Annotated in this window: 24 protein-coding genes; 11 read left to right on the forward strand and 13 right to left on the reverse strand. The window is 58.8% G+C overall.

The genetic code is table 11. The features are described 5' to 3' along the window. Positions 1-75: 75 nt before the first annotated feature. Positions 76-1080, reverse strand: a complete 1005-nt coding sequence (locus B7E11_RS20185) for a CobW family GTP-binding protein (RefSeq protein ID WP_080838053.1) — start codon at positions 1078-1080, stop codon at positions 76-78. 62 nt (positions 1081-1142) lie between these two features. On the opposite strand from B7E11_RS20185, the gene B7E11_RS20190 reads away from it, so the two are divergent. From B7E11_RS20190 to B7E11_RS20205, 4 genes are all read left to right on the forward strand, one after another. Continuing rightward, positions 1143-2411, forward strand: a complete 1269-nt coding sequence (locus B7E11_RS20190) for a M48 family metallopeptidase (RefSeq protein ID WP_080838056.1) — start codon at positions 1143-1145, stop codon at positions 2409-2411. Beyond that, positions 2371-3114 carry a hypothetical protein gene (locus B7E11_RS20195; RefSeq protein ID WP_080838058.1) on the forward strand — a complete coding sequence of 248 codons (744 nt, stop codon included), beginning with the start codon at positions 2371-2373 and terminating at the stop codon, positions 3112-3114. Before B7E11_RS20190 ends, B7E11_RS20195 begins: the two co-directional genes overlap by 41 nt. A gap of 322 nt (positions 3115-3436) precedes the next feature. Beyond that, positions 3437-3727 (forward strand): transposase, encoded by a 291-nt coding sequence (locus B7E11_RS20200; RefSeq protein WP_080831696.1) that lies wholly within the window; start codon positions 3437-3439, stop codon positions 3725-3727. 23 nt (positions 3728-3750) lie between these two features. Next, positions 3751-4611, forward strand: coding sequence for an IS3 family transposase (locus B7E11_RS20205; RefSeq protein WP_139787266.1), 861 nt, complete (start codon positions 3751-3753; stop codon positions 4609-4611). A gap of 704 nt (positions 4612-5315) precedes the next feature. Here B7E11_RS20205 and B7E11_RS20210 read toward each other — a convergent pair. From B7E11_RS20210 to B7E11_RS20220, 3 genes are all read right to left on the reverse strand, one after another. Continuing rightward, entirely contained in the window at positions 5316-6320 is a 1005-nt protein-coding gene (locus B7E11_RS20210) for an LLM class flavin-dependent oxidoreductase (protein WP_080838061.1), read from the reverse strand. A gap of 39 nt (positions 6321-6359) precedes the next feature. After that, positions 6360-7211, reverse strand: coding sequence for an AraC family transcriptional regulator (locus B7E11_RS20215; protein ID WP_080838064.1), 852 nt, complete (start codon positions 7209-7211; stop codon positions 6360-6362). 158 nt (positions 7212-7369) lie between these two features. Next, positions 7370-7930: a pyridoxamine 5'-phosphate oxidase family protein gene (locus B7E11_RS20220; RefSeq protein WP_080838070.1), complete on the reverse strand. Its 561-nt coding sequence runs from the start codon at positions 7928-7930 to the stop codon at positions 7370-7372. A gap of 202 nt (positions 7931-8132) precedes the next feature. Between B7E11_RS20220 and fabI the strand changes: the two genes are divergently transcribed. The 3 genes from fabI to ltrA all read left to right on the forward strand — a co-directional run bounded on the left by fabI (position 8133) and on the right by ltrA (position 11760). After that, positions 8133-8909 carry an enoyl-ACP reductase FabI gene (gene fabI / locus B7E11_RS20225; RefSeq protein ID WP_080838073.1) on the forward strand — a complete coding sequence of 259 codons (777 nt, stop codon included), beginning with the start codon at positions 8133-8135 and terminating at the stop codon, positions 8907-8909. A 195-nt stretch (positions 8910-9104) separates the two neighbouring features. Continuing rightward, a complete protein-coding gene (locus tag B7E11_RS20230) occupies positions 9105-9851 on the forward strand; it encodes a GTP pyrophosphokinase (protein ID WP_080838077.1) in 747 nt (248 codons plus the stop codon). Positions 9852-10368: 517 nt separating this feature from the next. Beyond that, positions 10369-11760 carry a group II intron reverse transcriptase/maturase gene (gene ltrA / locus B7E11_RS20235; protein WP_080838080.1) on the forward strand — a complete coding sequence of 464 codons (1392 nt, stop codon included), beginning with the start codon at positions 10369-10371 and terminating at the stop codon, positions 11758-11760. 132 nt (positions 11761-11892) lie between these two features. Here ltrA and B7E11_RS20240 read toward each other — a convergent pair whose 3' ends face one another. The 3 genes from B7E11_RS20240 to uraA form a co-directional block, all read right to left on the reverse strand. Further along, positions 11893-14094, reverse strand: a complete 2202-nt coding sequence (locus tag B7E11_RS20240; protein ID WP_080838083.1) for a glycoside hydrolase family 3 C-terminal domain-containing protein — start codon at positions 14092-14094, stop codon at positions 11893-11895. A 106-nt stretch (positions 14095-14200) separates the two neighbouring features. Then, a complete protein-coding gene (locus tag B7E11_RS20245; protein WP_080838086.1) occupies positions 14201-14863 on the reverse strand; it encodes a TetR/AcrR family transcriptional regulator in 663 nt (220 codons plus the stop codon). Positions 14864-14897: 34 nt separating this feature from the next. Further along, positions 14898-16193 (reverse strand): uracil permease, encoded by a 1296-nt coding sequence (uraA, locus tag B7E11_RS20250; RefSeq protein ID WP_080838089.1) that lies wholly within the window; start codon positions 16191-16193, stop codon positions 14898-14900. A gap of 294 nt (positions 16194-16487) precedes the next feature. Here uraA and B7E11_RS20255 point away from each other — a divergent pair, with 294 nt between their 5' ends. From B7E11_RS20255 to B7E11_RS20270, 4 genes are read left to right on the forward strand one after another with little or no spacing between them, the layout of a single operon-like run. Continuing rightward, positions 16488-16745 carry a PDDEXK family nuclease gene (locus B7E11_RS20255; protein WP_080838092.1) on the forward strand — a complete coding sequence of 86 codons (258 nt, stop codon included), beginning with the start codon at positions 16488-16490 and terminating at the stop codon, positions 16743-16745. Between the two features lie 50 nt (positions 16746-16795). After that, entirely contained in the window at positions 16796-17281 is a 486-nt protein-coding gene (locus B7E11_RS20260) for a nitroreductase family protein (protein ID WP_080838095.1), read from the forward strand. A 44-nt stretch (positions 17282-17325) separates the two neighbouring features. Continuing rightward, positions 17326-18777 (forward strand): cardiolipin synthase, encoded by a 1452-nt coding sequence (gene cls, locus B7E11_RS20265; protein WP_080838099.1) that lies wholly within the window; start codon positions 17326-17328, stop codon positions 18775-18777. A gap of 9 nt (positions 18778-18786) precedes the next feature. Continuing rightward, complete coding sequence (locus tag B7E11_RS20270) at positions 18787-19719, forward strand: AEC family transporter (RefSeq protein ID WP_080838102.1); 933 nt, start codon at positions 18787-18789, stop codon at positions 19717-19719. Positions 19720-19788: 69 nt separating this feature from the next. Here B7E11_RS20270 and B7E11_RS20275 read toward each other — a convergent pair whose 3' ends face one another. From B7E11_RS20275 to B7E11_RS20300, 6 genes are all read right to left on the reverse strand, one after another. Continuing rightward, on the reverse strand, positions 19789-20700 hold the full coding sequence (locus tag B7E11_RS20275; protein ID WP_080838104.1) for a helix-turn-helix domain-containing protein: 912 nt from the start codon (positions 20698-20700) through the stop codon (positions 19789-19791). Between the two features lie 163 nt (positions 20701-20863). Next, positions 20864-21844, reverse strand: a complete 981-nt coding sequence (locus B7E11_RS20280; protein ID WP_080838107.1) for an aldo/keto reductase — start codon at positions 21842-21844, stop codon at positions 20864-20866. A 126-nt stretch (positions 21845-21970) separates the two neighbouring features. Continuing rightward, complete coding sequence (locus B7E11_RS20285; protein WP_080838110.1) at positions 21971-22312, reverse strand: LytTR family transcriptional regulator DNA-binding domain-containing protein; 342 nt, start codon at positions 22310-22312, stop codon at positions 21971-21973. Positions 22313-22407: 95 nt separating this feature from the next. Further along, complete coding sequence (locus B7E11_RS20290; RefSeq protein WP_080838113.1) at positions 22408-22842, reverse strand: DnaJ family domain-containing protein; 435 nt, start codon at positions 22840-22842, stop codon at positions 22408-22410. 134 nt (positions 22843-22976) lie between these two features. Next, on the reverse strand, positions 22977-24179 hold the full coding sequence (locus B7E11_RS20295) for an MFS transporter (protein WP_080838116.1): 1203 nt from the start codon (positions 24177-24179) through the stop codon (positions 22977-22979). A 13-nt stretch (positions 24180-24192) separates the two neighbouring features. After that, positions 24193-24639, reverse strand: a complete 447-nt coding sequence (locus B7E11_RS20300; RefSeq protein ID WP_176220834.1) for a MarR family winged helix-turn-helix transcriptional regulator — start codon at positions 24637-24639, stop codon at positions 24193-24195. Positions 24640-24830 lie beyond the last annotated feature (191 nt).

Below are 24830 nucleotides of genomic sequence, written 5' to 3' on the forward strand. Positions count from 1 at the left end.
GGCAAGCGGAAGATCAGGCGGTCTGCCTGAGGCAAGCAGAACGGCCCGGGCAGGCTGTCCGGGGGGACGACGGGGTCAGGTTGCCGCCGCCCCCAGTTCGTTCCACTCGGCGGCCAGCCGCTTCTCGTCCATATCCACCCCGATGACGACCAGATAAGGCGTGCCGGGGTAGCTCGAACGTTCCCATTCGAAGCGTTTGCCGGCGTATTGCAAAAATTGCATGGAACCGTCGTCTGCGGCGGGAATGTAACCTTTAGCGCGGACGAGTCGGTCCTCCCAGCGGCGAAGAAACGACTCCACCCGTTCCCGGTCGAACCGGCGTTCCCCGGTTATCGTCAGCGTGGAGGCGCGGAGCCGCCCGTAAGAGCCGGAATGTTCCGGGCGATGATCGTGCGCGCGAGCCGGCTGCCGTTCGGGATAGCCGCTCAGCACCGGGAGGCTGCGCGGCCGATTCGCTTCGCCGGTCGGGGCGATGCCGTCCAGCAGCGGGGCGAGCGCGATTTCGCCGCGCACGGCATGGACAAGCTCGGCCTTGCCGTTCAGCCGGCGTACGAAGGGCTCGATCTTCTCCAACTTTCGCGGCGAGGCCAGATCCGTCTTGTTGACGACGAGAAGGTCCGCGCCTTCGATCTGGCGGCGAAGCGTCCGGACGAGCCGGCGGTCCGACAGGAACAGATTGTTGTAATCGAGCGTATGCTCGGCGTCCAGCATCGTCACCGTACGCCGGATTGCGACGCGCTCGCGCAGGCGCGGGCTCGCCAGCGCGTCCGCGATTTCCTGCGGATCGGCGACCCCCGACAGCTCGATGAACAGAACGTCCGGGCGGGCAGCCAGAAGCGTCAGCAGCGCGCTTTCGAGCTCGCTTTTTTTATCGCAGCAGACGCAGCCGTCCAGCAGCTTTTCGATCGTGCCGTCGGTATGGTCGCCGGCGGCGAGTCCGTCCACGTCGTTTTTCCCCAATTCATTGATCAGAATGCCCGGCTTCAAGCCGCGCGCCTTCGCTTCCCGAAGCAGACGAACGAGCAGCGTCGTCTTGCCGCTCCCGAGAAAACCGCTTAAGATGATGGCGTACGTTGCCATACCCGTTTTCCTCACCGCCCTGAATTTGGATATAATATGTGTATTATTGGAGGGAGAGGGTCATGCGTACAAAAGCACTTATCCGGGCTGGCGTCATTGCGGTTGCCGTTTACGCGCTGGCGATGGCCGTTTACGTCTGGCATACGTCGCCGAACGAGGTGCCCGAGGCGTATCGGGGAACGGCGGCGGATCCCGGCACGTTTTTTACCGCCGATCAGCTGCGCGAAAGCGCGGAACTGAACGCCGCGCGAAACTGGATTTTTTTTATGAGCGGCCCTTGGGAGTGGCTGATTTATTTCGTTCTGCTTCTGGGCGGAGCCGTTCGCGGCTGGAAGGATAAGCTCGACCGCACCCGGCTGCCGGGGTGGATCCGGTTCCCGCTGTTCGTGCTGCTCGTGGACGCGGCCGCGTTTTTGCTCTATTTGCCGCTGTGGATATTCAGCTTCGCCGTCTCGAAATCGTACGGCATCTCGACCCAGCCGGTGCCGGACTGGATCCGGGACAAGCTGGTCGAATTCGGGGTCGGCTATGTCACGATGCTGGCGGTTACCGCGGTGGCGTTCGGGTTCATTTCGCGGGGCGGCCGCTGGTGGCTGCGGCTCTGGCTGCTTTCGATCCCGTTTACGCTGTTCATGATGTACGTGCAGCCGGTTGTCATCGATCCGCTGTACAATCAATTTTCGCGTTTGTCCGATGCGCATCTGGAGGGCCGGATTCTGGAGCTGGCGGAGCATGCGGGCGTTCCGACCGACCGCGTGTACGAAGCGAACATGTCCGAGAAAACGAACGCGATCAACGCCTACGTGAACGGGATCGGTTCTTCGCTGCGGATCGTCCTCTGGGATACGATGCTGACGAAGCTGGACGAGGACGAAATCCTGATCATCGTCGCGCACGAGATCGGGCATTACGTCATGCATCATCTGGAATGGAGCGCCGTCGGAGCCGTCGGGTCGTCGCTGGTCCTGTTGTGGCTCGGCAGCCGCCTGTACGAATGGATCGTCCGTAGGTGGGGGAACGCGCTCGGCATCCGGAAGCCGGGCGACATCGCCGCGCTTCCGCTCGTTTTGCTGCTTCTTTCGGCGCTGTCGTTCGTTTCGCTGCCCGTGACCAATCTGGTGTCGAGGCAGGCGGAAGCGGCGGCCGACCGTTACGCCTACGAGTTGATCGGAAGTTCGGAAGGGGCGGTCACGATGCATCATAAAATGGCCATCGCGTCGCTGAGCGACATCGACCCGCCGCTGCTCGTGAAATGGTTCCGGTCCAGCCATCCGAGCGATCTGGAAAGGATTGTCGAAGCCGAACGCTTCGCTTCCGCGGCCGATGCGTGAGGTCAGGCTTTATTTGCTGGCGGGCCTGCGGACGGCGCCGCTTTTTATGGAAGGCTTCCGGGTCGCGCTGCACGGACGGCTCGAAGCGTCGGGGCGATCCGTTCGCTCGCGGCTGCTGTTTCCGTACGGGGATTGGAGCCGCGCCGTCGTGCCGCAGCTGTGGGAAATCCGCCGCGACATCGGCGCAGGCGCCAGGCGCCCCGAGCGCTCGATCGGCGGGCGGCGCGTGCTGGACCTTCTGCTTGGCGAAGGTCGGGAACAAGGGACGCGGACGCTGCTGGTCGGCCACAGCGCCGGAGGGCTTGCCGGCTTGCAGGCCGCGCAGCGGCTGCAAGCGCTGGAAGGCGGGGAGCCGAGCCCGGTCGTCATGATCGGCTCGCCTCGCTGCCGCATTCCGGAGGCGATGCTGCCGTACGTGCTCTATATGTACGCCGCGGGGGCCGAAGCGCCGTCCGGAGGCTCGTTCCGTCCGGCCGACCGCGTCAGCCGGCTGGGCTCGTTCGGCGGCTGGACCGCAAGGCCGCGCCGCCTGCCGTCGTGGACGGCGGACAAGTTTGCGCCGGCGCACAGCAGGGCGCTGCCGATCGTCGGCGGCCACGCGGACTATTTTCGCGAACGGCCGCCGTTCGTCGGCCCGAGCGGCCGGTCCAATCTGGAGCTGACGCTGGAGACGGCCTGGTCGTGGCTGGAGACGGTTTTGTAGCCGCCGGGACGGGCTAGGGTTTGTTCGGATGGCCAAGAAGGGGATTGGTTGGACTGCATGTTGGTTTGATTGAGGCTATGGAGCCAAAGAAGGGGATTGGACTGGACTGGACTGCACGGCGAAATAGCGGTGAGTTTGAATAGCAAGTAGGGTACTAGACGGCCTACTTGTACGGTTAGCGGCGTTTGGAGAAAATCGGCGGCGGGCGAGGCGCAAGTAGTGCACCCGGTGCGCTACATGACGTGGAGTGCTACGATAAAAATGCAGTCGAAAAACACCCTCGTATGAAATAAAATGAAAGCTGACGAGGGGACGAGGGACAATGAATCGGTACGACAAAGCATTCAAAGAAGAAGCAGTAAGGCTGAGCGATGAGATCGGAACAAAGAACGCCGCCGAGCAATTAGGGGTTGCCTACTATACCTTGCAGGGGTGGAGAAAGCAAAGAACCTTGCACGGCGACGGAGCGCATATCGGGAGCGGACGGGCTTATGCATCTGCCGATAAAACTGCGCGTGAAATCGAATTAGAAAGAGAAATAGGCGAGTTGCGCCGCGCGAATGAAATTCTCAAGGACGCACTCGGTTTTTTCGCAAAAGACCGGAAGCGGTAAAGGCATGCCAGCTCTATGCTTACATCCGCGAACGACGGGGTCGATGGACCGTCAAGAAGATGTGCGATGTACTTGCTATCAGCGAATCGGGCTTTTATCGTAGCCTGAAGCCCACTCCCAAACAGGAGCGGCAGCAACGCCTTCTGGTCAATATCAAAGAAATCATCGGGGAACATGAAGACAACAGCAATTACGGTGTCCAGCGTATTCTACTGGCGCTGTCACAAATAGATATCAAGACCAGCTACAGCACCGTCTATCGAATCATGAAGAAACACGGCCTGCTGAAGAAAGCCAAGCGTCATCCAAATGGCATTACACGCGAGGATGCCGCAGCTCAAAAGAGCGAGAACCTGATCCAGGGAGACTTCAGAGCCTCAGCCCCCAACCAAAAGTGGTTATCGGATATCACCGAAGTCCCTTGTTCAGACGGCAAGCTCTATCTGTCCGCTGTACTGGATTGTTTCAACGGAGAGATTGTGGGTCTCGCCATGGACGACAACATGCGCAAAGAGCTCTGCATCCAAGCCTTTGAGAACGCCTGTAAAACAAGAAATGCTCGCGGAATGATTTATCACAGCGATCGTGGCAGCCAATTCACAAGCCATGCTTTCCGGGAGAGTTTGGCTAGACGTGGCGCCATTCAAAGCATGAGCGGCACGGGGCGTTGCTATGATAACGCAAGGATGGAAAGCTTTTTTGCTACGCTAAAGAAAGAGAAGCTATACAAGATCAACACGGAGCGCTATCCGATGGCCTATATTAAATCAATCATCTTCAGATATATCATGGTTTACTACAACAGACGGCGGATCTACACCTCTAATCCAGGGGGCTGGCCTCCATCTATTTATCGCGAAAGAATGCTGTCACAAGCAGCTTAGTAACGGGAGTTCTGTATGAGGGTGTTTTCAAACTGCACTTTTTTTGACAACTCCAACGGGCAATCGGCGGTGGCGAGGCGCAAGTAGTGCACCCGGTGCGCTACATGACGGGCAATCGGCGGTGGCGAGGCGCAAGTAGTGCACCCGGTGCGCTACATGGCGGGCAATCGGCGGTGGCGAGGCGCAAGTAGTGCGCCCGGTGCGCTACATGGCGGGCAATCGGCGGTGGCGAGGCGCAAGTAGTGCACCCGGTGCGCTACATGGCGGGCAATCGACGGTGGCGAGGCGCAAGTAGTGCACCCGGTGCGCTACATGGCGGGCAATCGACGGTGGCGAGGCGCAAGTAGTGCACCCGGTGCGCTACATGGCGGGCAATCGGCGGTGGCGAGGCGCATGTAGTGCATCCAGTGCACTACATGGTGGAAAAATGGGGGTGGCGAGGCGCAAGTAGTGCACCCGGTGCGCTACATGGCGGGCAATCGGCGGTGGCGAGGCGCAAGTAGTGCACCCGGTGCGCTACATGGCGGGCAATCGGCGGTGGCGAGGCGCATGTAGTGCATCCAGTGCACTACATGGCGGAAATCGGCATTGGCGGCACGCAAGTAGTGCACCCGGTGCGCTACATGGCGGGCAATCGGCGGTGGCGGCGCGCAAGCGAGCGGGATTGGCTGCGGGAGGGAGCCCGTCGGGCGGGAGGGCGGACGTCAATCCGCTCCCGCCCTCATTTCCCGGGCGATCAGCTCGTACGAGCGGAGCCTGTCCTCGAATTCGTACGCGTAGGACAAAATCATCAGCTCGTCGGGCCGGTAGGCGGCGTGCAGGCTTTCGAGCCGCTGCCGCACGTCGTCGGGGGAGCCGACGATCATCGTTTTGCCGACCCGGGCGTCCAGGTCGATATTCCGGGCCTCGGCTTCCCGCCTCGCTTCTTCCGTCGAAGGCAAGCCTTCTCCGGCCGTGCCGTCCGCCGATCGAAGCCGCCATATGTACGGGCTTGCCGCCACTTCGCGAGCCTTCGCCTCCGTGTCGGCGCACACGGCCGAAACGGCCAGCAGCGCGTAAGGCTCCTTCAGCTGTCGGACGGGCCGGAACTGGCTTCGATAAGCGTCGAGCGCGCGGAATGCATTTTCTTCGTTCATAAAATGCCCATAGGCGTACGCGACGCCCATACGGGCGGCCAGCAGGGCGCTTTTCTCGCTGGTGCCGAGAACCCAGGGCTCGGGAGGCGCCGGCGGCAGCGGGTCGGCATCCAGGGCGGCATGCGGATGGTCTTCCGGAAAATCGCGAAAGAGGAAATGAAGCAGCTCCTCGAACGCCTCCGGGAGCTTCCATACCTGTTCCAGGTAGCGGTCCGACAGCGCCGTCGACGCTTCCGCCGCGCCGCCCGGCGACCGGGCCACGCCGAGGTCGACGCGGCCCGGAAACAGGGCGGCCAGCATGTTGAACGTTTCCGCGACCTTGTAGGGCCGGTAATACGGCAGCAAAATCGCGCCGGCTCCGAGGCGGATCGCCTTCGTTTGCGCGCCGATGTAGGCGAGCATGATTTCCGGCGCGGAGCATGCGAGGCCCCCCAGGTGATGGTGCTCGGCCATCCAGAAGCGCGAATAGCCGAACCGCTCCCCGGCCTGAGCGAGCTTCAACGCCCGCTCGAGCGCCTGCCGCGGCTCCATGCCTTTCGAAAGCGGGGCCTGATCCAAGATTCCAAGCTTCATTTTTTCGTTCTCCTCGCTGCTTGCCGGCTCCCTCCGCCGTTACTTTTTGACGACGGCGACCCACAATTCGTTTTTGTTTTCTTCCGGGGGCAAATAGCATTCGACGGCGGGCAAATAAGCAAGATCGTAGCCGGAGGTCGGCACCCATTCGGCGTACAGCCGCTTCCATAACCCCGCAATGCCTTCGGGCCCGCCTTCCGCTTCGAAGACGGCCCAGGTTGCCGCCGGGAAGTCCCGCTTGACCATCCCCTCCGGAGGAGCGGATTCCGACACGATCGACAGGATGTAATGGAATTCCTCGCTGTTGCCGTGGTCGCCGTCCGCGCAAACGCCGAGAATTCCCCTCAGCGGGAGACCGGTCGCCCGCAGGTCCCACAGACGCCCGAACAGTCCCTCGCGGGCGGCGCCGGCCCAGAGAGCGGGTACGACGTCGAAAGCGCCGTTCGTAGGAACCTTTTCCTGCACCCCCACGACGGAAAAGCCTTTCATTTCTTCGATTCGATAGTTCATTTCCGAAACCCCTTTGATCGAGATTTGGAAGGAGATCGGCGGATAGGCTTTGAGCTTCGTCCCGGCGGTTCGGGCCGCGCTCGGCGTCGTGCCGTGCAGGGCCTGGAACGCCCGGGCGAAAGCTTCGGGCGAGTCGTAGCCGAACTTGAGCGCGACATCGACGACTTTAACGTTGCCGTTCTGAAGCTCGAAGGCAGCCAATGTGAGCCGCCGCCGTCTAACGTACTCCGACAAGGGAACGTCCGTCATGAACGAAAACATGCGTTGAAAATGGTAAACGGAGCAGCATGCGGCTTTCGCCGCCCGTTCGTAATCGATTTTTTCCGTAATATGATCTTCGATATAGCGAATCGCCTCGTTCATTCGGTCGACCCAATCCATTCGCGTTGATCCCCTCCAAGTTCAATATAGCTCGACCGACACGCGCTATCCGTGCAGTTCATGCACGAATCTGCAAGGGAAATTCGGTTCGGGTCGATTGCTCCGAAAGTTTCGAAATCCGCTTAAGGTGCCGCGGCTTCGTTGCTCCCAAGCTTTCGTTACTCGCGCGGCAGCAGGCCGAGCGGCGTCGGCAGGCCGTCGATGCTTTTCGCGTTTTTCTCCCGGCGGTAAGCCGTCAGGCCTTCCTCGCCTTTTTGCTCCGCCCACCTCTCAAGCGTGTCCCGTTCTTTTTCGTAAGTCATAAATGGAACGGCGAAGCCGCACGAGGTTTGCACCTTATGCACGTCGATCGCGATGATTTGCCGCGCTCCGGGAACCGGACTAAAATGCCCGTACAGCGTATCCCACCGCTCGGAGCCGGGCAGCACGACGGTCCCGGTGCCGTACAGCCGCAAAATGTTCGGAGGCCCTTCGAACGCGCAAAACATGATCGTGACGCGTCCGTTTTCCCGAAGGTGCGCGCTCGTCTCGTTCCCGCTTCCGGTTACGTCGAGATACGCTGCCTGGCTATCGGATATAACCCGAAACGTATCGTACCCTTTGGGCGAGAGATTGACATGGCCGTCAGGGGATAAAGGGGCCGATCCGACGAAAAAGAGATGCTGTTTTCGGATAAAGGCGATATGCTCGGGCAGCATGGACGGAAATTGCTTTCCCATTTTCGAACGACCTCCCGCTCGCGCGCTGTTCGCGGCATTTGCTCCTCATTTTACCACAAATCGGATAGCAAGCGGCTTTGGTCCTTCGGTCGGGGCGGTGGAACTTTGCGATCGTTTGCTTTAATATAGAACTTGCGAGAAACAGTGCCGTGCAGGCTGCCGTTTCCGTTGTCTCGGACGAGTTCGATTAGGAGGGACTTTCTTGTCAAATTTACTGGAAAACAAAGTGATCGTAGTCATGGGCGTCGCCAACAAACGGAGCATCGGCTGGGGAATCGCCAAATCTCTGCATAAACAAGGAGCAAAACTGGTTTTTACATACCGGCAGGATCGTTCGCTGGATAAATTGACGGAGCTGCTGGCCGAGCAAAGCATCGAGCCGCTGCTGAAGGTGCGCTGCGACGTGCTGGACGACGAAAGCGTCGCGGGCGCGTTCGCGGAAATCGGCGAGAAGGTCGGGACGGTTCACGGCGTCGTGCACTCCCTCGCGTTCTCCGACAAGGACGAGCTGAAAGGGGAATACGTCAACACGACGAGGGAAGGCTATCTGCTCGCGCAAAACGCCAGCTCCTACTCGCTCGTGGCGGTGGCCCGCGAAGCGCGGAAGATCATGACGGAAGGCGGCGGCATCGTCACGCAAACTTACATCGGCGCCGAGCGCGTCGTCAAAAACTACAACGTCATGGGCGTGGCCAAGGCTGCGCTTGAGGCGAGCGTCCGCTACTTGGCCGAAGACCTCGGCAAGGACGGCATTCGCGTGAACGCGGTTTCCGCCGGACCGATCCGGACGCTGGCCGCCAAAGCCGTATCGGGCTTCAATGATATTATGTCGACGATCGAGGAAAAGGCGCCCCTGCGCAAAAACGTCGACCAGGACGAAGTCGGCGACGCGACGATGTTCCTGCTGAGCGACCTGTCCCGCGGCATTACCGGCGAAGTGCTTCATGTCGATTCGGGATACCATATTATGGGAATGTAACAAGCGCAGCCGATGCGCATTGAACGAACGCTGAAAAGGGGATGCCCGAGACGGTCATCCCCTTTCCGCGCGCGGCCGGGGCGACGCCCGGCTTCGGCCGCGGCGCCCCGGCCCGCGCCCAAACTTGAAATTTGCCGGCCGGGAAGAGACAATAGAAGGAGGCCGACAGGTGGGGCAAATGAAAGGAGCGGCTTTATGAGCGCGATTCAGGTCGAACAGTTCAAGCAGTTTAAAACCGAGATTACCCGTTTTTTAATGATGTATAAATTCGCGCTGAGCGAAATGGAAACGAAGCTCGAAATTTTGCAGGAAGAATTTCAGATGCTTCACGATTACAATCCGATCGAACATATGAAATCCCGGCTGAAATCCCCGGAAAGCCTGATCAAAAAGGTCGCCCGCAAAGGCTGCGACTTGTCCTTCGCGAGCATCCGGGAGCGGATCAAGGATATCGCGGGCATCCGCATTACCTGCTCTTTTATTTCCGATATTTATCGGATCGGCGATATGCTGCAAAATCAAAGCGATTTGACCATTATCCAAATCAAGGATTACATCAAGGAACCGAAGCCGAACGGCTATCAAAGCCTTCACATGCTCGTCGAAGTGCCGGTGTTCATGTCCGACCGTCGGGAAAACGTATGCGTAGAAGTGCAAATCCGGACGATCGCCATGGACTTCTGGGCGAGCCTGGAGCATAAAATTTTTTACAAGTACAATCAGGAGGTGCCCGCCCGGCTGCTTCGGGAGCTGAAGGAGGCGGCGGATTCCGCGACCGCGCTGGATCGGAAGATGGAGCGGCTGCATAAGGAAATCGAGCTCATCAAGGAAGTGCAGGCCGACGACGACCTGGCCGAACTGGGCAAGCTGATGCTGGGCAATCGGCAAATGAAGCTGCCCGCGGCGCTGATGGAGATGCTTGGCGACGGCCGGAACGACTGAGCCGGCGAGCTTAGGCGAATTGGGGAAAAACGTACCGCATGCCGGATCGGAGGGAATTGACGCGAAAAAAAAGCCGCCGGGACCTTGGGGGTCCGGCGGCTTTGCCGTAGTACGCCCAGCATGGGCGTCATCTCTAGGGTGAAAGTCCCGAACGGGGGCTGGCGAACGCCTACCGTTAGCCAAGAGCAAGGGTGTCAGCCGCGAGGCGGAATCTGAAGGAAGCTGGAGGCAAATGCACGAGCCAAGGTACACGAACTCAATTTGAGGCAGGGTTAGTCGGATGAGTCACCTACACATGACGAAATCCAAAGTCGCCAAGGGCTTTCCCTGTAAACTTGGGTGGTTGCGGGCAGAAAGATGACGTTCTTATCTGGGGAGACCTGCGGAAAATGCGAAGTTACTTCGTAACCACAGTCGGAAGGCTGTGCTGAATCCGCAGGAGTCAGCAGAGGCCATAGTACGGGAGTACGGGACGCCGGAAACCGGAAGGGCTGAACCGAAAGGAGAGAGGAAACCGATGCGTTCGCACGAGGAGCAAAGACAGCAGAATATCTCGCAAGAGAGCTTGCGGCAAAGAGAAGCGGTGAAGCCGTCAGGGTATGCCGAAGCGCCGAGTTCTACGACGGCACAAGTCGCCCCTTCCTCTCGCGAAGCGAATAACGACTTGTTAGAACGAATGCTCAAAGGAGATAACCTTAGGCTCGCCTACAAGCGAGTGGTGCAGAACGGAGGGGCGCGCGGTGTGGACAGTGTAACGGTAGCGAATCTACAAGCTTACCTGAAAACACACTGGGAAACGGTGAAAACCGAACTCCTCGCGGGAACCTACAGACCCATGCCCGTCAAACGAGTGGAAATCCCCAAGCCCGGAGGCGGCGTGAGGCTGCTTGGCATCCCGACCGTGATGGACCGCTTTCTTCAACAAGCCCTTCTACAAGTGATGAATCCGATCTTCGATGCGGACTTCTCGAGGCGTAGCTACGGCTTTCGCCCCGGAAAGCGAGCGCATGACGCGGTAAAGCAAGCTCAGCACTACATCCAGGAAGGTTTTCGATGGGTGGTAGACATGGACTTAGCGAAGTTCTTTGACCGAATCAACCACGACATGCTCATGGCAAGAGTAGCAAGGAAAGTGACGGACAAGCGTGTCCTAAAGCTCATTCGCGCCTATCTTAATGCTGGGGTTATGGCGAATGGGGTGTTCGAAAAGACGGGAGAGGGAACGCCGCAAGGGGGACCTCTGAGCCCGCTTTTAGCGAACATTCTACTGGACGACTTGGACAAAGAGCTGACAAAACGAGGATTGCGATTTGTCCGCTATGCGGACGACTGCAATATTTTCGTTGCCAGTAAACGTGCAGGCGAACGCGTCATGGAGTCGGTAACGCGCTTCGTAGAAGGAAAGCTGAAACTGAAAGTGAATCGAGAGAAAAGCGCAGTAGATCGTCCTTGGAACCGTAAGTTCCTCGGATTCAGTTTCCTGTGGGATAAAAAGGCGACGATTCGGTTAGCCCCACAGACCATTTCGCGGTTTAAAGAGAAGGTACGAGAGCTGACGAACCGTTCGCGGTCGATGTCTATGGGAAACCGGATTATGCAATTAAACCGCTATCTCATCGGCTGGATTGGCTATTTCCGACTAGCATCGGCAAAGGGACACTGCGAGAAACTCGACCAGTGGACTCGCCGCAGACTGCGTATGTGCTTATGGAAGCAATGGAAACGTGTACGTACTCGAATCCGTGAGCTTCGAGCACTCGGCGTCCCAGAATGGGCGTGTTTTGTCATGGCTAACTCCAGACGCGGTGCTTGGGAAATGTCTCGAAACACAAATAATGCCCTCCCGACTTCCTACTGGGAAGCGAAAGGGCTGAAAAGTTTGCTTACTCGTTATTTAGCACTTTGTTAACCTTTGGGAACCGCCGTATGCGGACCCGCATGTACGGTGGTGTGAGAGGACGGAGGCTAGGCGCCTCCTCCTACTCGATTTCGAAAGAGGAGTGCCGTCGTCCCGGGAACGCAGGCTGCAGGCGATTAGGCCTTATCCCTCCGAAAGCTCGGAGACGAACGCCTTCAGATTCGGCATCATGATCTCCAGTTTTTGGAGGGGCATGCCGAGCAAAATCGGGAAAATCGGGCTGTCGTCGTTCAAGTTCATGCCCGCAAAAGCTTGCTTGGTCCGGGCGGAATAGCGTTCGTCCTCCAGCCATTCCTTCAGGCTGTGATCGGACGTCAGCGGCTCGCGAATATCGTCTTCCGACCGGAACGCGACCTGCGCGGACAACCGGATGTCGCGGGAGGACGCGCCGACGAGAATCGCGAAATCGCCGGATTCGACGGCGAAGCGGCCGAGATGCTCGCAGTAGTGGGCAAAAGCGCGTTCGTCCAGCTCGATTTCCACCGTTTTCGTCTCTCCCGGCGCCAGTTCCACTTTGGCGAAGCCTTTCAGCTCTTTCTCGGGTTTGGCGACCGAAGACAAAACGTCCCTTACGTACACCTGGGCGATTTCTTTGCCGGCACGGTCTCCCCGGTTCGTCACGTCAAACTTGACCCGCAGAAGCTCGCCGTTCGTCAGATCGGCCGCGGAAAGCTCGAGGCGCGAATAGTCGAAGCGCGAGTAGCTGAGGCCGTAGCCGAACGGATACCGGACGTCCAGCTTCTTCGCATCGTAATAACGGTAACCGACAAAGATGCCCTCGTTATAATGAACCTTGCGAATATGGCCCGGGAAACTCAGGTACGACGGATTGTGCTCCAGCGCGAGCGGAAACGTTTCGGTCAGCTTGCCGGACGGGTTCGTTTCGCCGAACAGCACGTTCGCGATCGCGGAGCCTCCCGCCTGGCCCGGGAGCCACGCGTGTACGATCGCCCTCGCCAGGCTTTCGAACGGGCCGACGTCGATCGCGGAGCCGCTATGGTTGACGACGACGACGTTCGGGTTGACGCCGGCTGCCGCTTCGATCAGGCGCAAGTGGCTGGCCGGCAAATTCAGATCCGCGCGGTCGTAGCCTTCGCTTTCGATTTTTTCCGTGGTGCCGACGAACACGATGACGGCGTCCTTGCCCTTCGCCAGCTCCTTCGCTTCCTCGATCAGCTCCTCGTCGATCGATTCGTCCGTGTAGCCCGCGCCGTAGACCGTATTTGCGAAGGCGGACAACGCGTCAAGCGGGATATCGAGCTTGGCCGGATTCATATGGGAGCTGCCGCCCCCTTGAAACCTGGGCATTTCGGCGAACCGCCCGAGCACGGCGACGTTAGCCCGCTTTCGGAGCGGCAGCAGGCCGCCGTCGTTTTTGAGCAGGACGATCGCTTCCTCGGCAACCTTGCGGGCGAGCTCGTGATGCTTCTCCGTCTCGAGCGCCGGCACGTCGCGCCTCGCTTCGATCGCTTGGCGAATGACGCCCAGCACGCGGCGCACATGATCGTCAAGCTGCTCGTCCGTAACGAGGCCGTTCCGGTACGCTTCCAGCACTTCGGCGTCCCGCGCCCCTGGACCCGGCATCTCGAGGTCGAGGCCGTACCGGACCGAAGCGACTTTGTCGCCGACGGCGCCCCAGTCGGACATGACGAGACCTTCGAAGCCCCACTCGTTTTTCAGGATTCCGTTCAAATATTCGTCGTTATTCGCCATTTGCGTGCCGTTCAATTTGTTGTAAGAGCACATGATCGTCCACGGCTTCGCTTCCTTGACGATCATCTCGAACGGCAGCAGGTACAGCTCCCGCAGCGTGCGTTCGTCCGCTTCGGTGCTGACGACCATCCGGTTCGTTTCCTGCTCGTTCGCGACAAAGTGCTTGACGGACGTCCCGACGCCGCCGGACTGCACGCCTTTGACGAAGGCGGCACCCATGCGGCCGCTCAAATAGGGGTCTTCCGAATAATATTCGAAATTGCGTCCGCCGAGCGGAGAGCGCTTGCCGTTGACGCCCGGCCCGAGCAAAATGCCGACGCCGTAGTGCTGACACTCCTCGGCCATCGCCCGTCCCGCTTCCCCGATCAGCTCTTCGTTCCATGTCGCCGCCATGGCCGCCTCGATCGGAAACGCCGTCGCCGGCTTCGTGTTCGATAAAATATCCCCGGTCTCGTCGGAAGCGCTGAGGCGCAAGCCGTGCGGGCCGTCCGTCAGCACGATAGAAGGAATGCCGAGCCTTTCGATCGCGTTCGTGCTCCAGAAAGAGGCGCCGGCGAGCAGGCGGATTTTTTCCTCCGCCGTCATGCTGCCGATCAAAGCTTCGATGTCCATCGTTCAACCTCCGCATCTCATCATGAAATCAAACTGTATCCGATTTCAATATACAAAAATGGCACAACATGTGTCAATTATAAATTGCACACGTTGCGCCAAAATGCTATCCGTTTTTTAATCCGTATGCGATCAGGTTGACGAGCATGCGGATATCCTTCAAATCGTAATCGTACGTTTGCTTGAAAATTTCCCGTCTGCCGACGATTCGGGTAATGAGAGCGAACAGGGCGTGGTTAATCGTCAAAATCGCGCCGCTCACCTCCCGCTCCGTCATCGGCCGGATGCTTCCGTCCGCGATGCCGGCATTCAGCGCCGCATGCAGTAAACGGTACACTCCGTATTGCTCGAGCTCGGGCGTCGTGAACTCGTAGCTTTCGGCGTTTTTGAAGACGCGGTCGAATTCGTTCAAGTATTCGATTTCCGAAATGTGCCGCAAATAATGGTCGAGCACGAGCTCCAGCATCGCTTCCGTTTTCCCGAATCCGGCCTTGGGCGTTTGCAAGACGTCGTCCAGCCCGTCCACCGCCTGAAGCCGCCCGAGAAAATCCTGCTGGATGTCGATGGCGATTTCCTCTTTCGTATTGTAGTAATGGTAAATCGTCCTTCGGCCCATGCCCAGCTCATCGGCAATCTGCTGCATCGACGTTTCGTGGATCCCTTGCCGGATGAACAGCCTCTCGGCGACCTGCTTGATTTTCGTTCGGCGCTTCTGCTTGATCGCGCTCTCGCTTGCCTGCGTCTGCCTGGCGGAAATTCCGACGAACATGCGGATTCACCTCGAAATGGTTATGCTGCGCGCGTCAATGGCCGCCGGAAGCTTCCTCGTCGTTGGACAGCCGGGCGATTTCGAACACTTTGAACAGCAGGCTGAGCAGGATGGCGACGACGGTGGCCAGCGCCATGCCGGAAAGGGAGAAATCGCCGGCCGTGATTTTGACGCCGCTCAGCCCCGTGACAAGGACGACGGTCGTCAAAAACAGGTTCGTCGGCTTGCTGTAGTCCACCTTGGACTCGACGAGCATCCGGAAGCCGGACGCGGCGATGACGCCGAACAGCAGCAAGGAAACGCCGCCCATGACCGGCACCGGAATGTTGGCGATGAGCGCGGAAAATTTGCCGAGGAACGACAGCGCGATCGCGATGACCGCAGCGCCCCCGATGACGAACGTGGAGTAGACGCGGGTGATCGCCAGCACGCCGATGTTTTCCCCGTACGTCGTGTTCGGCGTGGAGCCGACAAAGCCGGATATCATCGTCGAAATGCCGTTGCCCAGCATGGAGCGGTGGAGACCCGGGTCCTTGGACAAATCCTTGTCGACGATGTTGCCCGTCACGATCAAATGCCCGATATGCTCGGCCACGACGACGAGCGCCGCCGGAACGATCGTCAAAATCGCGGTCCATTCGAGAGTCGGCATCGTGAAGGTCGGCGTGTCGAACCAGGAAGCGGCCGCGACGGCGTCCATCTTCGTTTCGCCCATCAGGTAAGCGAGCACGTAACCGGCGACAATGCCGATCAAAATCGGAATGATGCGGAAAAAGCCGCGGAACAGCACGGAGCCGAGCACCGTGACGAGCAGCGTCGCGACGGACAGGATGATCGAATCGGAATCGGGCTTCCAGTCGGCGCTTCCGTTCGCGATCCAGCCGGCCATGCCCGCCGCGGTCGGAATGAGCTCGAGGCCGATGACGACGATGATGGCGCCCATCGCGGCGGGCGGGAACACGACGTTGATCCAGCCGGTGCCGGCTACCTGCACGATCAGGGCGATCAGCGTAAACACGACGCCGGCTGCGATAAAGCCGCCCAGCGCCGCCGCATAGCCCGCTTCGAGCGAGGCATGCGAGCCGATAACCGCTCCGGCCGGCGCGAGAAAGGCGAAGCTTGAGCCGAGGTAGGCCGGAATTTTCCCCTGGCAAACCCACAAATACAAAAGCGTGCCGATCCCGTTCATCAGCAGGCAAACGGCCGGATCGACGCCAAGATAGGTCGGGACGAGCACCGTCGAACCGAACATCGCGAACAAGTGCTGCAAGCTGAGCATCAGGCTCTGGCCCGCAGGCGGTCTTTCATGAACCCCGATCGTACGTTTCATTCGTTGAAGCCTCCAGTTTTTCGCCATGAAGTTGCATTATCCTTGTAGATTTTACATACGGGAAGGCTCGCGGGCAAGCGTTTTATGCGAAACTTATTCTCATTGATTCCCTTTTCGGCGGCTTCCTAACGGTCCGGCCTGTTTGTCCAAGTCCTATCCGTCGGGTTGCTCGGGGCCAAACTTGGTTTCGGGAACGAACCGTAAGACCGCCTCCCGACAAATTGCGACGGGCGAGGCTCCCACTCGTTCCGATATGCTATAATGGAAGCATTATGAAGCGGTCGAGGTGGCGTCATGGCAGATTTCCGGGACGAACGCTTTGAAATTATCGGCGGCGTCCGCTACGATTTTCTATCTTCGCCCGAGTACCCGCATCAGGAATACTGGCTGGCCGACCCGACGTACCGGACGGTCGACCGGTTCGTGCCGGAGGATCGGACCTATCGCTTTACGGGAACGCTGACCGAGAGCGATACGCTCGTATCCGACGCGATCCCGCGCCTGTCGATCGATCTCGGCGACGTGTTCCCCGAGCCTCTGCCTGACGCCTGAGCAGCCGATTGCCCGTTTATCAATTACGAAAAAAGGAGAGTTTCGCCAATATGCAAACACTGGAAGCCATCAAGACGCGAAGAAATATCAAAAGCTTTAAGCCCGATCCGCTGGATCGGGAGCTGGTCGTTAGCTGGCTGGAGGCGGCAAGCTACGCGCCGAACCATCGGATGACCGAACCGTGGGAAATCAAATTCGTCGGGCCCAAGACCCGCGCGGAAATCAATCACAAGACGAACTTCAACGAAGCGCCGATCGTGATCGCCGTCATCTCCAAAGGGGCGCCGACGCCGATGGACCGCGACGAGCACGTCATGGCGACGGCCTGCTTCGTGCAAAACTTCCTGCTCGCCGCGCACGACGCCGGAGCCGGCGCGTTCTGGTCGTCGATCGGCGCATCGCCGCGCGGCCGGGGCATTCTCGGCGTGGCGGAAGGGGACGACGTCATCGGCATGTTCGGCATCGGCTATCCCTCCGAGACGCCGCCGGCCAAGGAAAGGACGCCGATCGCGGGCAAAATCGAGGATTTGGCTTAACGACGGAGCAGGGCAAGCAAAAATAACCCGCAGAGGTTTCATCTATGTCGCTTTCTTCCATTACGCAAAACATTTCCTATATCGTTTTGCTTGCCAACCTCATTCTTGCGATCGGCGTCATTTTTTTCGAGCGGCGCAATGTCGGGGTTACTTGGGCATGGCTGATGGTTTTGCTTTTTTTGCCCGTCGTCGGGTTTCCGCTATACCTGCTGTTCGGCCAAAATTTGAGCCGGCTGAAAATGTACAAAATCAAAAAAGAAACCGAGGAGCGCTTCCGCGGCATTATCGAACGCCAGCGGAAGCAGTTCCGGCAGCACAAGCTGGTATACAACGATGAAACGGCGGCCGAGTACGACGATCTCATTTATATGAACCTTTCCAGCGCGATGTCGCTCTACACGCAGGACAACGACGTCCGGATTTTTACCGAAGGCACGTCCAAATTCGAGGCGCTGCTAGGGGAGCTGGAAACCGCGAAGCATCACATCCATTTGATGTACTACATCGTGCACGACGACGGAATCGGGCGCAAGCTGCTCGATTGCCTGGCCCGCAAGGCAGCCGAAGGCGTGGCCGTTCGCTTCTTGTACGATCCGGTCGGCAGTCACCGGCTGCACTCCCGTTTTTTCGAGCCGCTGGAAAGGGAGGGCGGAGAGGTTGCGGCTTTTTTTCCGTCTCGCATCCCATATTTGAACTTCCGGGTCAATTACCGCAATCACCGCAAAATGGCGATTATCGACGGGAAGGTCGGATATATCGGCGGAATCAACGTCGGCGACGAATATTTGGGCCTGGTGGCGAGATACGGCTTTTGGCGCGACACGCACTTGCGCTTGCAGGGCTCCGCCGTCAAACAGATGCAATCGCAATTTTTGCTCGACTGGAACCTGGCTTCGGGACGGATGTTCGAGGGAGATCCTTATTTTCCTAATTTCACCGGAGACGGGGAAGTCGGCATGCAGATCGTGTCGAGCGGTCCGGACCAGGAGATGGAACAAATCAAAAACGGCTATATCCGGATGATCCATCTCGCCAAGGAGTCCGTCTGGATTCAAACGCCGTATTTCATTCCCGACGAAAGCCTGCTGAACGCCATCCGTCTCGCCGCCCTGTCCGGCGTGGACGTGAAGATCATGATTCCGGCCGAGCCCGATCACAAAATGGTGTACTGGGCAAGCCGGTCCTACCTCGGCGATTTGCTTTCGCTCGGGGTGCACTGCCTGCTGTACGGCAAAGGTTTTTTGCATGCCAAAGCGCTCGTCATCGACGGCAAGGCGGCGACGGTGGGGACGGCCAATTTCGATATCCGCAGCTTTAAGCTTAACTTCGAATCGAACGCGTTTATATTCGATCGGGGCGTGGCGGAACAGCTGAAGCGGACGTTCGAGGAGGATATGGCGTTTTGCCGCGAACTGACGGAGGAGGAACACTTGAACAGGCCGCGCCTGCATAAAATTCGCGAATCGGTGACGCGGCTGCTATCGCCAATTTTGTAAGGAGAGACGATGACTCTTTTTTTCACGATTCTATGGAACAACGTTTTGCCGCTGTCGATCATGATTTTGATCGGAGCGGTCATGCAGCGCTTGTTCTCGCTCGATATCCGGACGTTGTCGAAGCTGAATTTTTACGTATTTTCCCCGGGGGTCATGTTTCAACTGCTGTATACGACGGAAATCTCGACGCGTCAGTTCGGAACCGTCATGCTGTTCTGTTTCCTGTTTTTCGCCGCCCAGTACGCGCTCGTCGAGATCGTCGTGCGGCTTCGAGGGCACAAAGGCGGCATGAGGAGCGCGATGCGCAACAGCGTCCTGTTCTACAACAGCGCGAATTACGGCATTCCGATCAACCAGCTCGCGTTCGCGGGCAATCCGCATACGCTGGCGATTCAGATTTTGGTCATGGTCGTGCAGTCGCTTGTGCCGAATACGTACGGCATCTACAACGTCAACGCGCACAAGGCGGACTGGCGGAAAATCGTCAAAATCATTATCGGCATGCCGGTCATTTACGTCATTCCGGTCGCGCTCGCGCTGCGCGGCTTCCAGGTGCCGCTGCCCGGCTTTGTCGACACCTCGGTCGGCTATTTAGCCGACGCGTTCATCGGCACGGCGCTGCTTACGCTCGGCGTCCAACTGGGCAGCATGAAGTGGTCGTTTCAACGAACGCTTGCGCTCGATGTCGGCTTGTCCGCGCTTCTCCGGCTGGCGGCCGGCCCGGCGTTGGCCTGGCTGATTACGCTGCCGCTCGGGCTGGACGCGCTGACCGCTTCCGCGCTCATCGTGTCGTCAGCCGTCCCGACCTCGCTAAGCAGCGTTCTGCTTGCGGTCGAGTTCGACAACGAGAAGGAGTTTTCTTCGCAGGCCGTCTTTTTTTCCACGTTATTCAGCATCGTGACCGTCACGATCGTCATCGGCCTCGTTTATACCGGCACTTGAACGAAGAAGGCTCGCCTTGCCGACAGAACCGTCTGTCCGCGGGGCGAGCCTTTGCCTTTCCGGCGGCGGTTATTCGAAATTCAAATTGACCGGCTCGTCCGGCAGCTCTTCCTCTTCGGACGCGCCCGTCGTCGGCACCGACTCGTCGACGACGTCGAAGCGGAGCGTATCCGCCCACGCTTTTCCCGGCCCGCACAAAAGGATGCCGAAGGCGATCGCCACGCTGTCGCGCGGCACGTCGAGCACGACGGAGCAATGGGTCCAGGCCGTCGTTCCTTTGATGGGGCGATTGCCCATGTTGTCGAAGCCCAGCATCTCCTGATCCTTGCCGTCGATCCGCATCCACAGGCCGCACCACCCGGCGACGTTTTCGGTCTTGAGAAAGCCGGACAGCCGGAGTCGCTTGGCGCGATACGCATCCGCCTTGAACATTTGCATCATCGTGCTGAAGCCGTCGGCCGATTCGCCGCGGGATTGCAAATACCCCGACGCTTGTCCCTGGTGCGCGGATTTGCGGTCGATGCCCATTTCATAGCTCGCAGGGTGGCTTCCGCTCATGATCCACCCTTTCGGTTCCTGTGCAAAATCGGTTGCGGTCGTTTCGTTCATTCGGATTTCCCCTTTCCGGTTTGTTTGTTCCATAATGGCCATGACGTAGGTCCGGTACCTGCCCGGGGTCATTCGGTACTGTTTCTTGAATGCGCGCGTGAACGTCTCCTGGGAATCGAACCGATAATCGAGCGCGATTTCCAAAATGCGCCGGCCGGTCGTTAAAAGCTCGCCCGCCGCGCTTGCGAGCCTTCGTTTGCGCACGTATTCGGCCGGCGTCATGCCGACGTGCTGCTGAAAAAGCCGATGAAAGTGATAAGGCGAAAAAGCGGATCGGCTTGCCAGTTCGTCCAGGCGGAGGTCTTCCTGCAAATTCGCTTCCACGTATCGGAGCGCGCGTCCGATCGCCTCCGCGTGATCGTTGTAGATCATCGGTTCTTCTTTTTTTCACCTGCCTTTCGCTTGAACCAAGCTTAGCACCCGAACGGACGGTTCCGTTTGATTTTTCTTGCGAAGCAGGGGCCGTTCCCGGGACCGAAAACGAAAAACCGGAGCCGCCAGCCACGCGCAGCTCCGGTTATCCCGATGCCTCCCGTTAATTCGGCAGGCGATAGACGGCGAACGATTCGCCGTTGCGGTACGGATCGCTCATTTCGTCCAGCTTGCCCGCAACGTCGTCCGGCAGCTCCAGGGAAACGCTTTGCAAGTTTTCCAGCAGCTGTTCGGTTCGCGTCGCCCCGACGATGACGGTGGAGACGGCCGGCCGGCGCATCAGCCAGGCGATCGAGAGCGCGCCGGGCGTAACGCCCGCTTCTTCGGCGAGCCGGGCGACCTTTTGGCCGAGTTCCAATCTGCCGTCGTCTTTGAAAAAGCGGCCGAAGCTCGGATCCGTATCGGCCCGCGAACCGGCCGGCTTCGGATTGTCGCCCTCGTATTTGCCGGTGAGTATGCCGCCCGCGAGCGGAAAGTAAGGGATGATGCCGATGCCCTGATCGAGAGAGAGCGGCACCAGCTCGCGTTCGGGCGTGCGGTCGGCGAGCGAATAGCTGGTCTGTACCGAAACGAAGCGGTTCAGTCCGAGCCGGTCGCTGATGCCGACCGCCTTCATCAATTCCCAGGCCGCATAGTTGGAGGCGCCGATATAGCGGACTTTGCCGGAACGGACCATGTCGTCGAGCGTCCGCAAAGTTTCCTCGAGCGGAGTGGCCGGATCGAACGTATGGATCTGATAAAGGTCGACATAATCGGTCCGGAGCCGCTTCAGGCTTTCCTCGAGCTGCCGCATCAGATGAAAGCGGGAGGAGCCGCGGTCGTTCGGGCCGGGCCCGAACACAAGGCCCGCCTTCGTGGCAAGCACGGCTTCGGATCTCCGGCCTTCCAGCGCTTCGCCGATGATGCTTTCGGATGCGGTTCCCGCGTAAATGTTGGCCGTGTCGATAAAATTCATGCCGCGATCGAGCGATTCGCGGACGATCCGCACGGAGGCGCTCCGATCGGCGCGCTTGCCGAACGCGTTCGTGCCCAGCCCGAGCGCGGAAACCTTCAGGCCGCTTTGTCCCAAATGGCGATACAACATAGGCGTATACCTCTCTTCCTGTCGTTAACTTGAATATACTCCGATACGGGCGGGCGTGCAAACGAAGGAAAACGAAAATCCCCTTCCGCGCCGCCGAAGCGGAGACGGAAGGGGATGCGGAACCCGTTAAAGGGGGAGCGGCCGGGAGGAACGTTCGCGGAGCAGCTGGCGGATGATCTGCTGCTTGCGTTTGGAAACGGGCAAGCGTTTGCAGCCGGCGCCTTGGTCGCCGAAATACAAGTAATCGTCCGCGATCGTCGAAATTTTATTCAAATTCACGTAACAGTCGGAACCGACGCGGAGAAAATCGGCATCCCGCATCAATTCGTTGCGCTGTTCCGCGGACATTCGCTTCTTTATATTGTAATTGCGTCCGTGAAAGCTGATGAGACCGTGCGAACCGACCCGGAAGTAGAGCGTGTCCCTTTTGGGCTCGATGACCTCGTACCTGCTCATAGCTACGTCCATCTTTCCAAGACCCCCTTCAGAAAGTGTGCTTGGTAGCGCTTTCATTATAACACATTTAGACCAAAAGTTAACCCCCTTTTCGGGGGGAAATCCGCCTATTTTTTTGGCTGCTTTTCCGATTTCGGCTCGAAATTTCGCGCCTCGGCCGGTTCGGCTTCGCCCGCAAGCTTCCGCTCGATGCGGTCCTCGTACTCGCCGAACGCTCCGATTCCGCTCCAGCCGCGCTGCTCCATCATCATCCGGTAGCGGAACCGCTTTTCGGCAAGCCGGCCGCGCAGCTCGGCGCGCTCGTTATCGTCGCGGCAGCACCGGAGCAGGTCTTCGAGCGTAACCATCTCCTTGCGCAGCTCCATTTCCGGCGGAAGCGCGCCCGCGTTTTTGAGCAGCCGGAACCCCATGCGGAGCTCTTCCGGCACCGAAGCGAGCTCGTCCGGGGGGAGGGGCTTTCCCTTGCCCGGCAAATCGTCGAATTCGCCCTTTCTTTGGGCTTCGATAATGCGTTCGTTCGCGATCGATTGAAACCAGTCCACGATCCGTCGCCTCCCTGCATTGAAGCATTCCCGATCGTACCGATTGTATCATGTTCGGGAGCGGAAATATAGCAAGCGGGGCTCCCGCACGATAAAAGCCGGAACCCCGCTTGCCGTATGCGATCCGCCGCGGTTCACCCTTTCGCCGGACGGTTCGTCCGGTCGGCAAGGCGGGCTTTGCGGTGAGTCAGGAAATAATAGACGAGAGCGCCGCAAGCTACGACCGCCGCGGACGCCAGATACATTCTCCTGTTGCCGGCCGAAGCGGCGATGCTTCCCAAAACGACGGACCCGATGCCGACGCCGCCGTCGAAGAAAATAAAATAGGTGCCGGTGGCCATCGCCGTCCGGTGGGCCGGGGACGCTTGAACGGCGATCGTTTGCAGGATCGGCGCCATCGTGCCGAAGCCGAGTCCGATTAAAGCGGCGGACAGCAGAAAAACAAACGGATTATTCGCCGCCGACAGGACGACAAGACCGACCGCATACAGCAAAATCGTCGGATAGACAAGATAATGCGTGCTGATTTTATCGAACAATTTGCCGGTAAAAGGACGGGAGAGGACGATCATCACCGCGTAGACGACAAAGTAATAGCTGGCGACGGAGCTCATGCCGATCTCTTTGGCATATACCGGCACGAACGTCAGAATGCCGGCATAGGCAAACGCCATCAGCATGGACGTTATCGCGATCGGAATGGCTTTCGGCTCGACGAAGCTTCTCCAATGCCATTTGGAAAAGGCGGGAGCGGCCCCCGCGGGCGCGGGCCGGGGCTTCGGAATGTTGGCGACGAAGCCGAGAACCATCCCGAGCGCGGCCAGGACGGAAAAGACGACGAACAAAAGATTGTACCCGCTGTGCTCGACGATCAGCAAGCCGAGAAACGGACCGAGCACCATCGCCAAATTCATCGCCAGCGTGTAATAGCCCATCCCTTCCCCTTTTCGTTCTTTGGGCACGAGCTCGATCGCGACGGCTCCGTTGCCCGTGGTGGCGACGCCGAAGCTGAGGCCGTGGACAAAGCGGAGCAGCAGCAGGAGGCCGAAGCCGGCGACGGCCGAATAGGCGAACATCGACGCCATGAACAGCGCGATGGACAGCAGGAGCACCGTGCGGCGCTTCGAACCGTCAAGCCAGCGTCCGGCAAACGGCCGCATGATAACCGCGGCGATGACGAAAGCGGTCATCGCCCAGCCCGCCTGCTGCTGATCCCCGCCCAGTTCGTCGGTAACGAACGTCGGGAGGGTTGCGGAAAGAGAATAAAACGTAATGAAAATAAAAAAGCTGCTAAAGCAGATGCTGAGAAAGTCTTTCGTCCATAATTTTTGCTTCATTTTTTCGCCTCTTCTAGCTTTCGTTCATTTGACGCAGCCGGTTATTCGTGTTCGTTTCGATCTGCCCGAGAAGGCGATTCAGTTCGTTCAATTCGCCGGGCGAAAGTCCGGCGGTCGCGATTCGGACCGTTTCCCGCTCGATCGGGCACAGTTCTTCGTACAGCCGTTTCCCTTCGTCCGTAATTTGCGGCAGGAAGGAGCGGCGATCCTCGGGATTGGCCGTCCGGACGACGAGCTTCTTGCGCTCCAACTGATCCAGAATGCGAGTGACGTTCGTCTGGTCCTTCCCGACCCGGAACGCAAGCTCTTTCTGGGTGATCGCTTCCTGCTCGTTGAGGCGGGCCAGCACCGACCATTGCTCGGTCGTCACGTCATAGGGAGCGAACCGCAAAGAGAGCAGTTGAGTCAGCCGGCGTCCGGTCTGGTTGATGATAAAACCGATGGAGTCGTCAAGCGTCATGCGTGATTTCACCTGCCCAGTCATTTAGTTGCTATAGCAATTATATATGGTGCAATTATATGGTGTCAATGAACGGATTGCGATTTTTTGCCCGGTTAGGATGAGCTTCCGGGCCGGCCGCTATGAATTGTTGCGGTTGTCTGGACGAGGGGGTTGAACTTGCGGCCGCCGATTGTTACGCTTGAAAGGAT

Source organism: Cohnella massiliensis (assembly GCF_900169535.1).
In the GTDB taxonomy this organism is placed as follows: domain Bacteria; phylum Bacillota; class Bacilli; order Paenibacillales; family Paenibacillaceae; genus Cohnella; species Cohnella algarum.

Bases quoted from the DNA above. Each gene is read 5' to 3' on its own strand.
- B7E11_RS20185 (WP_080838053.1), bottom strand. From the start codon at position 1,080: ATGGCAACGTACGCCATCATCTTAAGCGGTTTTCTCGGGAGCGGCAAG.
- B7E11_RS20190 (WP_080838056.1), top strand. From the start codon at position 1,143: ATGCGTACAAAAGCACTTATCCGGGCTGGCGTCATTGCGGTTGCCGTT.
- B7E11_RS20200 (WP_080831696.1), top strand. From the start codon at position 3,437: ATGAATCGGTACGACAAAGCATTCAAAGAAGAAGCAGTAAGGCTGAGC.
- B7E11_RS20210 (WP_080838061.1), bottom strand. From the start codon at position 6,320: ATGAAGCTTGGAATCTTGGATCAGGCCCCGCTTTCGAAAGGCATGGAG.
- B7E11_RS20215 (WP_080838064.1), bottom strand. From the start codon at position 7,211: ATGGATTGGGTCGACCGAATGAACGAGGCGATTCGCTATATCGAAGAT.
- B7E11_RS20220 (WP_080838070.1), bottom strand. From the start codon at position 7,930: ATGGGAAAGCAATTTCCGTCCATGCTGCCCGAGCATATCGCCTTTATC.
- B7E11_RS20230 (WP_080838077.1), top strand. From the start codon at position 9,105: ATGAGCGCGATTCAGGTCGAACAGTTCAAGCAGTTTAAAACCGAGATT.
- ltrA (WP_080838080.1), top strand. From the start codon at position 10,369: ATGCGTTCGCACGAGGAGCAAAGACAGCAGAATATCTCGCAAGAGAGC.
- B7E11_RS20240 (WP_080838083.1), bottom strand. From the start codon at position 14,094: ATGGACATCGAAGCTTTGATCGGCAGCATGACGGCGGAGGAAAAAATC.
- B7E11_RS20245 (WP_080838086.1), bottom strand. From the start codon at position 14,863: ATGTTCGTCGGAATTTCCGCCAGGCAGACGCAGGCAAGCGAGAGCGCG.
- uraA (WP_080838089.1), bottom strand. From the start codon at position 16,193: ATGAAACGTACGATCGGGGTTCATGAAAGACCGCCTGCGGGCCAGAGC.
- B7E11_RS20255 (WP_080838092.1), top strand. From the start codon at position 16,488: ATGGCAGATTTCCGGGACGAACGCTTTGAAATTATCGGCGGCGTCCGC.
- B7E11_RS20260 (WP_080838095.1), top strand. From the start codon at position 16,796: ATGCAAACACTGGAAGCCATCAAGACGCGAAGAAATATCAAAAGCTTT.
- cls (WP_080838099.1), top strand. From the start codon at position 17,326: ATGTCGCTTTCTTCCATTACGCAAAACATTTCCTATATCGTTTTGCTT.
- B7E11_RS20270 (WP_080838102.1), top strand. From the start codon at position 18,787: ATGACTCTTTTTTTCACGATTCTATGGAACAACGTTTTGCCGCTGTCG.
- B7E11_RS20275 (WP_080838104.1), bottom strand. From the start codon at position 20,700: ATGATCTACAACGATCACGCGGAGGCGATCGGACGCGCGCTCCGATAC.
- B7E11_RS20280 (WP_080838107.1), bottom strand. From the start codon at position 21,844: ATGTTGTATCGCCATTTGGGACAAAGCGGCCTGAAGGTTTCCGCGCTC.
- B7E11_RS20285 (WP_080838110.1), bottom strand. From the start codon at position 22,312: ATGGACGTAGCTATGAGCAGGTACGAGGTCATCGAGCCCAAAAGGGAC.
- B7E11_RS20295 (WP_080838116.1), bottom strand. From the start codon at position 24,179: ATGAAGCAAAAATTATGGACGAAAGACTTTCTCAGCATCTGCTTTAGC.
- B7E11_RS20300 (WP_176220834.1), bottom strand. From the start codon at position 24,639: ATGACGCTTGACGACTCCATCGGTTTTATCATCAACCAGACCGGACGC.